The sequence below is a fragment of the Chromobacterium aquaticum genome (assembly GCF_021129195.1).
Classification (GTDB): Bacteria; Pseudomonadota; Gammaproteobacteria; order Burkholderiales; family Chromobacteriaceae; genus Chromobacterium; species Chromobacterium aquaticum.
In genome coordinates this window covers 1-12,630 of sequence record NZ_JAJOHW010000029.1, presented here as the reverse complement: position 1 = coordinate 12,630, position 12,630 = coordinate 1, and the positions used below count along the sequence as shown (strand labels likewise).

At 65.4% G+C, this 12,630-nt stretch carries 9 protein-coding genes; all 9 read left to right on the top strand.

Translation table 11 applies throughout. The features are described from left to right. Positions 1–1,272 (top strand): hotdog family protein (locus LQT98_RS05005; protein ID WP_231461344.1); only part of this gene is annotated, 1,272 nt, incomplete at its 5' end. Continuing rightward, entirely contained in the window at positions 1,273–4,365 is a 3,093-nt protein-coding gene (locus LQT98_RS05000; protein WP_231461343.1) for a PfaD family polyunsaturated fatty acid/polyketide biosynthesis protein, read from the top strand. Continuing rightward, positions 4,362–5,126, top strand: a complete 765-nt coding sequence (locus tag LQT98_RS04995) for an SDR family NAD(P)-dependent oxidoreductase (protein ID WP_231461342.1) — start codon at positions 4,362–4,364, stop codon at positions 5,124–5,126. The genes LQT98_RS05000 and LQT98_RS04995 overlap by 4 nt, the downstream gene beginning before the upstream one ends. Positions 5,127–5,350: 224 nt before the next feature. Next, positions 5,351–6,607: a thioester reductase domain-containing protein gene (locus LQT98_RS04990; RefSeq protein WP_048410695.1), complete on the top strand. Its 1,257-nt coding sequence runs from the start codon at positions 5,351–5,353 to the stop codon at positions 6,605–6,607. Between the two features lie 211 nt (positions 6,608–6,818). After that, on the top strand, positions 6,819–7,451 hold the full coding sequence (locus tag LQT98_RS04985; protein ID WP_231461341.1) for a hypothetical protein: 633 nt from the start codon (positions 6,819–6,821) through the stop codon (positions 7,449–7,451). Next, positions 7,433–8,212: an amidohydrolase gene (locus LQT98_RS04980; protein WP_231461340.1), complete on the top strand. Its 780-nt coding sequence runs from the start codon at positions 7,433–7,435 to the stop codon at positions 8,210–8,212. The genes LQT98_RS04985 and LQT98_RS04980 overlap by 19 nt, the downstream gene beginning before the upstream one ends. A 94-nt stretch (positions 8,213–8,306) precedes the next feature. Continuing rightward, positions 8,307–9,254 carry an ABC transporter ATP-binding protein gene (locus LQT98_RS04975; protein ID WP_048410692.1) on the top strand — a complete coding sequence of 316 codons (948 nt, stop codon included), beginning with the start codon at positions 8,307–8,309 and terminating at the stop codon, positions 9,252–9,254. Continuing rightward, positions 9,247–10,356, top strand: coding sequence for an ABC transporter permease (locus LQT98_RS04970; RefSeq protein WP_048410691.1), 1,110 nt, complete (start codon positions 9,247–9,249; stop codon positions 10,354–10,356). Before LQT98_RS04975 ends, LQT98_RS04970 begins: the two co-directional genes overlap by 8 nt. A 402-nt stretch (positions 10,357–10,758) precedes the next feature. Continuing rightward, the coding region (locus LQT98_RS04965; RefSeq protein ID WP_231461339.1) for a penicillin acylase family protein at positions 10,759–12,630 on the top strand (1,872 nt) is incomplete at its 3' end.

The following is a 12,630-nucleotide window of genomic DNA, read 5'->3' as shown; positions in this document are numbered from 1 at the left end:
GGCCAGCGCCGCGCGGTCAAGCCCAAGGCCGCGCCGCCGCGTCCGCGCCCCTTGTTCGACGAGGCGCAGCTGGTGGAGCTGACCGACGGCTCCATCGCCAAGGTGCTGGGCCCGGATTACGCCGAGGCCGACAACTATCCGATCCGCACCCGCATGCCGTCGCCGCCGTATATGTTCGCCTCGCGCATCACCGCGCTGTCGGCGCAGCCGGGCAAGCTGGAGCCGTGCTTCATCGAGTGGGAATACGATCTGCACCCCGACGCCTGGTACGTGTCCGACGGCCTGGTGCCGGCCTTCGTGTCGCTGGAAGCCTCGCACGCGATGATCGTCGCCTTCACCTATATCGGCTGCGACCAGCTGTTCAAGGGCGAGCTGCGCTACCGGGCGGTGGACAGCCAGACCACGGTCTACGGCCCGCTGCCCAAGGCCGGCGAAGTGCTGCGCGGCCGGGTCAACATCAAGTCCTTCCTCAAGGTGGGCAAGAGCGTGCTGATCGCCTACGAGTATCTGTGCTACGTCGGCGATAGGCTGAGCTTCAAGCTGGAGGCCAATTCCGGCTTCTTCCTGCCCAAGGAAATCGAGAAATCCAAGGGCGTCAACACCGCGCCCTATCTGAAGGCCAAGCAGCCGGCCGAGCCGTTCCAGCCGCCGCTGCGCTGCCTGCGCGAGTCCTTCGACAACAGCCATATCGAGGCCCTGCAGCGCGGCGACTTCGTCGCTTGCTTCGGCGACGCCGCCTACGCCACGCCGCGCGCTCCGCGCTTGTACGCGCCGGCGGCCAAGATGCTGGACCGGGTGGTGTCCATCTCCGCCTCCGGCGGCGCCTTCGGCCTGGGCGAGGTGGTGGCCGAGCGCGACATCGACCCCAGCCACTGGGTGTTCCGCGCCCACTTCAAGAACGACCCGGTGATGCCCGGCACCTTCCTGGTGGAAGGCTGCGAGCAGCTGGTCAAGTTCTACCTGTGCTACCTGGGGCTGTACTCGCTGCCGGGCATGGTGCCGCACGCGCTCAGCCCGCACAGCTACAGCGCCAAGTTCCGCGGTGAAGTGAAGTGCGAGGCCGACACCCTGCGCTACCGGCTCACCTGCAAGTCCATCCACTGCGATTACCAGGCCGACGGCCAATTGGAGCGGATGGCGCTGGTCTTCCTCGCGGAAATCATCTACCGCGGCAACGTCATCGGTATGTGCGACAACCTAGGCGCCGGCTTCAGCCGCGCGCCGGCAGCGGCGGACGCTTCGGCGCCGGCGCTGACAGCGATAGAGGCATGAATGAACCAAGACAAGCTTTGCGTGGCGCCGCGCTTCGCGGCCACGGTGTACAAATGGCAGGGCCATGCCGGCAAATTCCAGCAGACGCCGGAACAGGCCCAGGCCCAGTTGCTGGAGCTGGCGCGGCCGCTGCACGTGCTGCGCCAGCAGGAGGCGGTGCTGCTGGAGCCGGCCGGGGGGCTGGCCGGCAACGGCCAGGTGGATTGCCTGGGCATCGTGCCGGCGATGCTGCCGGAGTACTTCGGCGATCCGTCCTTCCTGCGTGACTATGGCGTGCGTTTCGCCTATTACGCCGGCGCGATGGCCGGCGGCATCAACTCCGAGGACATGGTGATCGCGCTGGGTTCGCGCCGCATCCTCAGCGCCTTCGGCGCCGGCGGCCTGACCCTGGAGCGCATCGGCAGCGCCATCCGCCGCATCAAGCAGGCGCTGCCCAATGGCCCGTACGCGATCAACCTGCTGCACAACCCCAGCCAGCCGGACTGGGAGATGAACTGCGTCAAGCTGTTCATCGAGCAGGACGTCAAGGTGGTGGAGGCCTCGGCCTACGTCAATCTGTCCGCCGCCATCGTCTACTACCGGGTCAAGGGCCTGGAAGCCGGCGACAAGGGCGCGGTGATCCGCCGCAACCGCGTGATCGCCAAGGTGTCGCGCCGCGAAGTGGCGCAGCACTTCCTCAGCCCGGCGCCGGAGAAGATCGTGCGCAAGCTGCTGGCCGACGGCCTGATCAGCGAGCGCCAGGCGGAATTGGCCAAGAAAGTGCCGATGGCCGACGACATCACCGTGGAAGCGGATTCCGGCGGCCACACCGACAACGGCTTGCTCAGCTGCATCTTCCGCTCCATCGCGGAGCTGCGCGACGAAATCTGCGCCGGCCAGGGCTACCCCTTCACCGTGCGCGTCGGCGCCGCCGGCGGCATCGGCAGCCCGCACGCCACGCTGGCGGCGTTCTCGCTGGGCGCCGCCTACGTGGTCACCGGCTCCATCAACCAGGCCTGCGTCGAAGCCGGCACCTCGGACCCGGTCAAGCAATTGCTGGGCAAGGCCAAGATCGCCGACATGGCGATGGCGCCGTCGGCCGATATGTTCGAACTGGGCGCCAAGGTGCAGGTGCTCAAGGGCGGCAGCATGTACGCGGTGCGCGCGCAGAAGTTGCACGGCCTGTACAAGCAGTACCCCGGCCTGGAGCAGATCCCGGCCGCCGAGGTGGCCAGCCTGGAACAGCAGGTGTTCCGCCAGCCGCTGGCCCAGGTGTGGGCCGACACCGAGGCCTTCTTCGCCGGCCGCGGCAACCAGACGCTGATAGACGCCGCCAACGCCAATCCCAAGAAAAAGATGGCGCTGCTGTTCCAGTGGTATCTGGGCCAGTCCTCGCGTTGGGCGATTTCCGGCGTGGCCGAGCGCGCGGTCGATTACCAGATCTGGTGCGGCGCGGCGATGGGCGCGGCCAACGAGTGGCTGCAAGGCAGCGAGCTGGCGCCGGTGGCCAAGCGCAAGGTGGCCGACATCGCGGTGGAGCTGATGGCCGGCGCCGCCTATCTGAGCCGCGTCGCCGCCTTGCGCCAGCTGGGCGTGTTGACGCCGCAGCGGCTGGACCGCTACCGCCCGCTCAGCGCCCGCATGGCGGCGCTGGACGAAGACGACAGCGGTCCCGAACCCGAATTGAATGACATCCCGTCATCAACCGTAGCACCAACCGTAGCATCACAGGGCAAGCAAGAGGAGAGCAGGAATATGGAAGGCAATACCAAGCTGTCGCTGATCAAATCCAAGGACTTTTACAAGCAATGCTGGGAGCTGCTGCCGGGCGGCACTCATTACAACTTCGGCGACCCGGAACGGCCGCTGGTGGTGCCGTTCAATCGCGGCCGCAACTCCCGGGTCTGGGACCTGGACGGCAATGAACACCTGGATCTGTTCTGCAAATTCGGCGCGCTCTTCGTCGGTCACCACAACGAGGCCTATAACGAAGCGCTGATCCGCTACATGCAGAAAGTGACCTCGGTGGACACTTGCGACCTGGAGGTCGAAGTCTGCGAACTGATGGTCAAGCACATTCCTTGCGCTGAGATGATCCGCTTCTGCCTGAGTGGCACCGAGGCGGTGCAGAACGCGCTGCGCCTGGCGCGCGGCTTCACCGGCAAGCAGCGCTTCATCCGCTTCCACGGCCACTACCACGGCAACGCCGACAACATCATGGGCGGCCGCAAGCGCCAGGACCTGAGCTTCCCGGTGCCGGAAACCTTCAAGGGCGACCTGCTGGACACCCTGGGCCGCGCCGACGGCGCGCTGGAAGACCAGTCCTTCATGCTGCCGTGGAACGACATCCAGGTGCTGGAAGCCACCATCGAGCGCTACCACAATGAAATCGCCGCGGTGCTGATGGAGCCGATCTGCGTCAACGGCGGCGGCATCTTCCCGCGCGAAGGCTATCTGGAGCGCGCCAAGGAAATCTGCGAGAAGTACAACATCGTGCTGATCTTCGACGAGATCATCACCGGCGTGCGCCTGGGTCTGTCCGGCGCCCAGGGCATCCTCGGCGTGACCCCGCACCTGTCCACCTTCGGCAAGGCGCTGGGTGGCGGCTCGATGCCGATCTCCGCCATCGCCGGCCGTCGCGACATCATGGACCTCTACACCCGCGGCAAGGTGATCCACGCCGGCACCTTCAACGGCTATCCGCTGGGCCTGGCCGCGATCAAGAGCACCTTCGAGCTGATCGAACAGGATCCGGGTTGCTACGAGCGCATGGGCCGCTTCACCGAGCAGATCTCCGACATCTTCGTCAAGGCCGCTCACGCCAACGATCTGCCGCTGGTGGTGCAGGGCATGCCCACCGCGCTGGTCTACCACTCGCAGGACACCATGGTGGACCGCTCCGAGGGCTACAGCGACAAGGTCAAGTTCTGCGACATCATCATCCGCGAGATCTCCAAGCGCTACGGCATCCAGTTCTCGCCGCTGTCGCGGATCTACTCCAACCTGCTGATGAACCAGGACGATGTGCGCTTCTTCGAAGAACGCATCTTCGACGCCATGGCCAACGCCCGCAAAGTGATCGACATCGCCTTCAAGGAAGGAGAGGTGGCGTGACCCGGCAAGTCGCGGTCGTCACCGGCGCCGCGGGCGGCTTCGGCAGCGCCATCGTCAAGTCGCTGCTGGACGTGGGCTACGCGGTGGCGGCCACCGATGTGGACGCGGCCGCGCTGGAGCAGCTGGGCCGGGAGCTCGGCTGCCCGGACAGCCTGCGCGGCTTCGTGATGGATGTGACCGATTCCGCCAGCGTGGACGCCGCCAGCGCCGCCATCGTCGAGCGCATGGGGGTCAACATCACGGTGTTGGTCAACAACGCCGGCGTCATCGGCCGCGGCTACTGCACGGCGGAGAAGAGCGGCGAACTGGCGCGGCGGGTGTTCGACGTCAACCTCAACGGCGCCTTCAACGCCACCGCGGTGTTCTCCCGCCACATGGCGCGGCTGAAGTACGGCCGCATCATCAACATCGCCTCGGTGGCCGGCATCTGGGGTGCGGCCGGCGGATCGGCATACGCCGCGTCCAAGGCCGGGCTGATCAAGGCGTCGGAGTCCTGGGCGCGAGAGCTGGGGCCGCTGAACATCAGCGTCACCGCGATCGCGCCGGGCATCTGCAAGACCAAGATGCTCAACCAGTTCGTCGACCGCCAGATGGTGGAGCAGTCCGACGACGCCATCGTCAAGTCCATCGTGCCGGTGGGGCGCTGGGGGCTGCCGGAGGACATCGCCGAGGTGGTCACTTTCCTGGCCACCTGCAAGACCAACTATCTGAACGCCACCGTCATTCCGCTGGATGGAGGCATGCGGGTAGGAACCTTGTAAGAACGTGTTTGCGATCTGCCGCGCGTCGGCGGGATGGATGGAAATGGGCGTTGAAACCAAGCTCAAAATGCTCATGTACCACCTGTACATTCCGCTTTTTCGCTCGTTTTCGCCTTGTCTCGCCTTGGCTCGCGAGATCGTAAACAGGTTCTGCCGCATTGCGTGACAGGGGGCCGGCCGCGCCGGCCCCCGACTGGAACCAAACCAAATTCAGAGGTGAAGTCATGGATTACCGAGCCAAGACCAGCGTCAAGAACATCGTGCTGACCGGCCCCACCGGCGTGCTGGGCGGCCGTTTGCTGCAGGAAATACTGGCCACCACCGACGCCAACGTCTATTGCGTGGTGCGGGCCGAGAACAAGGACGCCGCGCGCGCCCGCATCGAAGACGTGCTGTATTGCTACGACGAGGGCCGCAAGCTGTCCACCGAGGCCTGGCGCATCATCCCGGTGCTGGGCGACATCAGCCAGCCTATGCTGGGCCTGGACGCCAGCGCCTACCGCGACCTGGCCCACCTGGCGGACCTGGTGCTGCACTGCGCCGCCAACGTCAGCCTGGTGGCTTCCTACAACAAGATCGCCCCGGTCAACGTGGGCGGCACCGCCAACCTGATCGAGCTGTGCCTGGCCGGCAAGGCGCCGCTGGTGTTCACCTCCAGCTTCAGCATGGTGGGCGACAAGCTGTACCAACCGGACTTCGTGCTGCATGAAAGCGATCTGGACGTGGGCCAGGGCTTCGTCAACATGGATTACGAGCGCTCCAAGTTCACCGCCGAGCGCATGGTGCACGAGGCCGGCGAGCGCGGCCTGGACTGGGTCATCGTGCGTCCGGGCAATATCTGGGGCGACAGCCGGACCGGCTGCTACCCGCTGAAGCAGACCAAGGTCAAGGGCATCTACTATGAAATGCTCAAATCGCTGGTGGAAACGGGGCTGACCTTCGCCTCGGACGAAGCCTTCGACATCTCCCCGGTGGACTACGTGGCCCAGGCCACGCTGTTCGCGGCGATGAATCTGCAATCCAGCAATCGCCGCACCTACAACCTGACCAATCCGCGTCCGATCAACTACGACGGCATCGTCGCCCGCCTGCGCGGCTACGGCTACACCCTGCGCGACGTGTCGTCCAAGGACTACTTCGAAGCGCTGCAAGAGGGCCGCATGCACCGCGGCGGCACCGGCTACCGCTCCACCTTCACCGATCTGATGGCCATCTTCTACGACGGCAGCGATTGCAAGGAGCACGCCAAGTACGACACCAGCGAAATCCAGGAACTGCTGGCCAACACCGAGATCCGCTGCCCGGACTCCGATCAGGCGCTGTTCGGCCGCTATCTGGACTATGCGTGCAAGGTCGGCTTCCTGAACGCCCCGGCGGAGCAGGCGCCGCTGGCGGAAATCAAGCGTCACACCAGCATGGCCGGCGGCTATATGGAGAGCCTGTACGACGCCGATCTGAGCGACGCGGCGGCGGTGCGCTGAGATGCTGGCCGACGAGGAAGCGCTGATCGAAGCGCCGGGGGAGCTCGAAAAACCGTCGCGAGCGGTTCGAGAGCAAGACGCACCGCGCGCAGCGACCGAGATAGTACAAGGAGTACGGCGAGGGAGCGAGCACGGAGCAACGCAGCTATCGGACCGCGCAGCAGGTTTTTCGAGCTCCCCACCGGTCGCGGAACTGCTGCTGGACTACCGGGTGCTGAGCAACGGCGAGCCGATAGGCCGGCTGCGCACCGAGCGCCGCCGCGGCTGGCTGGACGATCTGCCGGTGCTGCAAGTCAGCAACCGGATGGACCTGCGCTGCAGCGGTCTGTGGTTCGATTACTCGCTGCAGTCGGACGAGAGCATGGACTTCGGCGCCGACGGCCTGTGCCGTTACGCCGGCGTCTCCGACGAGGACGGCGACAAGACCGTGATCAAGGGCCGGCTGCGCCAGGGCGTGCTGACCCTGCGCCTGCACGACGGCCAGCTGGAGGTGCGCCGCTTCAAGCTGGGGGATTTCGACGCCAGCAGCGAAGACGCCGCCGAGCGCTTCCTCGCCGGCGGCCAGGCCGAGGCCACGCTGCGGGTGCTGGACCTGGAGCATTTCGACATCGACGAAGTCCGCTACCAGCGGCTGCCGGATGAAACCCTGGACCTGCTGGGCCAGCTGCGGCAGGTGAGGGTGGTGGCCTATCAATCGCGGCGGCGCAAGATCAGCGGCACCGGCTGGTATCTGTCCGACGACGGCGGCGAAGTGCTGGTGCGCCAGAGCAGCCGCGAACGCGGCGACCACAACGAAGTGATATTGACCGATTGGGAAAGCAAACCATGCCAAATCAAGACTTAGCCGTCACCCTGGTGCAGAGCGACATCGCCTGGGAATCGGTGGATCAGAACCTGCAGCGGATGGAGCGCCACCTGAGCGTGGTGAACGACAGCCAGCTGATCGTGCTGCCGGAAATGTTCACCACCGGCTTCAGCATGCGGCCGGAGAAGATCGCCGAAACCATGGACGGCAAGGCGGTGCAATGGTTGCGCGACACCGCGCGCGCCAAGCGCGCCGACCTGGTGGGCAGCGTGGCGATAGAAGATCAGGGTCGCTACTACAACCGCCTGCTGTGGGCCAAGGCCGACGGCAGCCTGTTCAGCTACGACAAAAAGCATCTGTTCAGCTTCGCCGGTGAGCACGAGCACTACACCGCCGGCGACGCGCCGCTGATCGTCAAGGTGGATGGCTGGTCGGTGGCGGCCTTTGTCTGCTACGACCTGCGCTTTCCGGTCTGGTCGCGCAATAACAAGAGCCAGTACGACCTGGCGCTCTACATCGCCAGCTGGCCGGAGCGTCGTTCCAAGCACTGGCAGACGTTGCTGCCGGCGCGGGCGATAGAAAACCAGGCCTTCGTCATCGGCGTCAACCGGGTGGGCGTGGACGGCAACGACATCCGCTACAGCGGCGACTCCATGTTGATAGATCCGCTGGGCGACACTCTGTACCACGGCCGCCAGTTGGAAAGCGTGCATCAGGCCAGGCTGTCGCGCGCGCAGCTGGACGATGTGCGCGCCCAGTTCCCTTTCCTGAAGGATGCGGACCGTTATCAACTCGTTTGACCGCGCGGCGGCAATGAAAAGAGGCGGATGACTCCCGCGGCTGCGCGGAGTTTTCCGCTGTTTCGGTTCTCCTTCGGCTCCTACGGAAAGTGAAATGCACCAAGCCACAACAAGAGAAAAAGTCATCGAATTCCAGTCGGTGACCAAGCGCTTCAACGACTACACCGCGGTCAACGACGTGTCGCTGGACATCTATCGCGGCGAATTCGTCGCCCTGCTGGGGCCCAACGGCGCCGGCAAGACCACGCTGGTGGAAATGCTGGAGGGGCTGAAACAGCCGGAGGCCGGTTCCATCCGCATCCTCGGACGCAGTTGGCAGAAGGACGAAAGCTATCTGCGCCACCGCCTGGCCGGGGTGCTGCAGGAATCGCTGTTCATCAACAAGCTGCGGGTGGACGAAACCGTCAACCTGTTCGCCAGCTTCTACCGCCGGCCGCGCAGCCGCGCCGACGAGGTGCTGGAACTGGTGGAGCTGATTCCCAAGCGCAAGGTGATGGTGGAAGGACTGTCCGGCGGCCAGCGTCAGCGGCTGGCGCTGGCCATCTCCATCCTCAATCAACCGGAGATACTGATCCTGGACGAACCCACCACCGGCCTGGACCCGCAAGTGCGGCGCGGCACCTGGGACATCCTGCGCAAGCTCAACAAGGAGCTGGGCTCCACCATGTTGCTGACCACCCACTACATGGAAGAAGCGGAATACCTGTGCGACCGCATCTGCATCATGCACCAGGGCCGCATCCTGACCCAGGGCACGCTGGACGAACTGCTGGCCGCTCACGAGCCGGGCGAAGTGGTCGAATACCGGGTCAAGAGCGGCGCCGGCGGCGCCGAGCCCAAGCACAAGGACAATATCATCAGCTACAGCTACGACCAGGCGTCCGCCAAGGCGCGGCTGCTGGTGCGCAACGGCTCGGCCTTCCTGTTCCGCCTGTCCGAGTTCATCCGCGAACAACAAATCGACATCGACGAAATCATCGTGCGCAAAAAAACATTGGACGATTTATTCCTGTCACTGGCCGGCCGAGGTTTCCATGAATAACGCCTTGCTCAATCTGATCATCACCCAATTCCGCCAATACCTGCGCGAACCGCAAATCCTGTTCTGGTCCTTCGGCTTCCCGCTGCTGCTGGTGTGGCTGCTGGGCGTGTCCTTCTCCGGCGGCGAAATCAAGGAGCGCACCATAGGCGTGGTGCTGCCGGCCAATGTGCAGGAGCAGGCCGCGGTGCGCGCGTGGATCAGCAAGGTGGAAGCCCGCAACCAGCCGCTGTCCAGCGTCATCAACGCGGACGAAATCAAGCGCGACCACCTGATACGGATGAAATACCGCTTCCAGTACTACCCGGACCGCGAATCGGTGTTGCGCGGCCTCAAGCGCGGCGATGTGCAGGTGTTCATGGAGCCCAGCGCCGACAGCGGCAAGCGCATCTACTATCTGGACCCGCAGAACAATGAGGCGCTGCTGACCTACTTCTTCCTCGGCGACGACCCGGACGCGCTGAGCCAGGCGGTGGACAAGAATATGTCGGTGCTGGACAGCCCCGGCCTGCGCTACATCGACTTCCTGGTGCCCGGCCTGGTGGCGATGGCGGTGATGGAAACCTGCCTGATCGCCGTCGGCTGGTCGCTGATCGAAAAACGCGCCACCCGCGTCACCCGGCAGATGCGCATCACCCCGATGCGCAAGACCGATTTCCTGCTGGCCCACGTGCTGGCCTGCCTGGTGTTCAGCCTGCTGGAAACCCTGGTGCTGTATCTGTTCGCCAGCAGTTATTTCGACGTGCACGCCCAGGGCGGGGCCTTGCCCTTCATCGTGCTGCTGCTGGCCGGCAATGTCTGCTTCGCCGGCATCGCCATCCTGGCCGCCTCGCGCGCGACCAAGGCGCAGACCGCCAACGGTCTGCTGGAAATGACCATCCTGTTCCTGGTGATCTTCTCCGGCATCTTTTTCAGCTACAAGCACTTCCCGGACTGGATGGTGGCGGTGATCGAGGTGCTGCCGCTGACCATGCTGGCCGACGGCATGCGCATGATCTTCGTCGAGGGCGCCGGGGTGCTGGAGATCGCGCGTTCTGCGGTGGTGCTCACGCTGATCGGCATTGCCGGCTTCGTCAGCGGCGCGCGGGTGTTTCGCTGGTATTAGGGGCATGAGGCATCCGCTGCGCGGATGATGGTTTTGATTGCCGGGGCGGTCCTGATCGAGCGAGGCAAGCGTAGCGTCGCGAGGGAATAAGGCAGGAAGGGGAACAACGCGGCCAAATTCCCCTATCACTGAGCGAATCAAGGATTCGCTCAGTGATGGCGCGCTAACCTCGCGCTGCTCGAACAGGCCGCCGCTTAAAACGAGCGAAGCGAAGTTTCTGCGTAGCTAAAACCTCGGGCCTGCCACCCGGCGGCAGACTTGAAGGGACTTTGGGCGCGTTGGATACGTGCTTCCTTTCTTGCTGGCCAGTTCCGTTGTTTCAAGAGTGTGAAGAACCGAGCATCGCTGTTGAGCATGCTGGCCGACAGCTCATTGTTAAGTTGTCAAAAAGGAGGAAAGGTAGTGAAACGCTTGATCCTCGCCCTATTGGGCATCGCCATGCTGTCCTTGCTGACGGCCTGCGAACTGGACGAAGACGGCAAGCCGCGCGGCAGTCAGGTGCTGTGGGACCGCAGCGGCGTGCCGCACATCTACGCCGCGCGCGCCGACAGCCTGGCCTACGCCTTCGGCCGCGCCCAGATGCAGGCGCACCCGGAACTGCTGCTGCGCTTGTACGCCCAGGGGCGCGGCCGCGGCGCCGAATACTACGGCGCGGTGTTCGAGGCCGGCGAGCCCTTTCCCAGCAATATGGCGGAAGTGGACCGCCTGGTGCGCGCGATGGGTTTCCCCGAGCGTTCCAAACAATGGCTGCAACAGCAAAGCCCGCGCATGCGCGCCTACCTGGATGCCTTCGTCGCCGGCATCAACGACCAGGCCGCCGCCAGCGGCGGTCTGAGCCCGGCGGCGCGCGCGGTGTTGCCGGTGCGCAGCGAGGACGTGCTGGGCCACACCCTGCGTATTTTCTTCGGCTATCTGAGCGGCTCCACCGCCACCGGCGCGGCCAATTGCTCGCTGATCTACCCGGACGCGGTGGCCACCCCCATCAATCTGATCGGCGGTTCCAACGGCTGGGCGCTGGGGCCGGCCAAGAGCCGTTCCGGCAACGCCATGCTGCTGGCCAATCCGCATTTGCTGTGGGGCGGCAGCCATACCTGGTTCGAAGCCCAATTCAAGAGCCCGGAATACGATATCTACGGCGCCACCCTGGTGGGTCTGCCGGTGATGCGCATCGGTTTCAACCAGCGACTGGGCTGGGTGCACACCGTCAACACCCAGGACGGCTGCGACCTCTACCAGCTCAAGCTCAGCGGCCAGCAATACCTGCTGGACGGCGTGGCGCGCGACTTCGACACCAAGCGCGAAACCATGTATATCCGCCAGCCGGACGGCAGCCTGCAAGCCGAGCAGCTGACGCTGCGCCGCGCCGAGCAGGGCCCGGTGTTCGACAAGGACGGTCAGAGCTACGCGCTGCGCATCGTCGGCGTCGACCAACTGCAGACCCCCGGCGTGCTGGAACAATGGTGGGACATGGCGCAGGCGCCCGACTTCAATGCCTTCCGCAAGGTCGTGGCGCGGCTGCGCAACCCCTACCACAACATCATCTACGCCGACGCTCAGCGCAATATCTGGGCGGCTTTCGGCGGCCTGACCCCGCGCCGCGCCGGCGGCGACGCCGCCTTCTGGGCGCAGCCGGTGGACGGCAGCCGCGGCGATCTGATCTGGCGCCAGGCGCTGCGCCTGGACGAATTGCCGCAGGTGCTCAACCCGGCCAGCGGCTGGGTGCAGAACTCCAATAGCGTGCCCTGGTATATGAGCAAGCCGGCGCTGGATCCGGCCGCCTACGCCGCCTATCTGTCGCCGCGGGCGTCGCCGCTGCTGCGCGAACAGCGCGGCATCGAGTTGATCGAGCAAACACCGGCCTTCACCCTGGACACGCTGCTCAGCGCCAAGCACGACACCAGGCTGCTGCTGGCGGACCGGGTGCTGGATGATTTGATCGGCTATGCGCGCGCCTCCGGCGACGCCGGCCTGATCGCCGCGGCGCAAGTGCTGGCCCATTGGGATCGGCGCAGCGACGCCACCAGCAAGGGCGCGGTGCTGTTCGCCGCCTGGGTGGCGGCCTCCGGCGGCGAAGACGGCTTGCGCTACCGCCAGGAAGCGGACCCGGCGCAGCCCTACAGCACGCCGGCCGGCCTGCGCGACGCCGGCTTCGCGCTCAGCAAGCTGGGCGCGGCGGCCCAGGGGCTGCAACAGGCAGGCGTGCCGCTGGACATCGCCTTCGGCGAAGTCTACCGGCTGCGGCGCGGCCCCGCCGGCGGCGCGGCGCGGCTGGAC

What these genes read in the sequence shown, in the direction of transcription:
- LQT98_RS04975 (WP_048410692.1), top strand. Translation starts at nt 8,307, where the DNA reads ATGCACCAAGCCACAACAAGAGAAAAAGTCATCGAATTCCAGTCGGTG.
- LQT98_RS04990 (WP_048410695.1), top strand. Translation starts at nt 5,351, where the DNA reads ATGGATTACCGAGCCAAGACCAGCGTCAAGAACATCGTGCTGACCGGC.
- LQT98_RS05000 (WP_231461343.1), top strand. Translation starts at nt 1,273, where the DNA reads ATGAACCAAGACAAGCTTTGCGTGGCGCCGCGCTTCGCGGCCACGGTG.
- LQT98_RS04980 (WP_231461340.1), top strand. Translation starts at nt 7,433, where the DNA reads ATGCCAAATCAAGACTTAGCCGTCACCCTGGTGCAGAGCGACATCGCC.
- LQT98_RS04970 (WP_048410691.1), top strand. Translation starts at nt 9,247, where the DNA reads ATGAATAACGCCTTGCTCAATCTGATCATCACCCAATTCCGCCAATAC.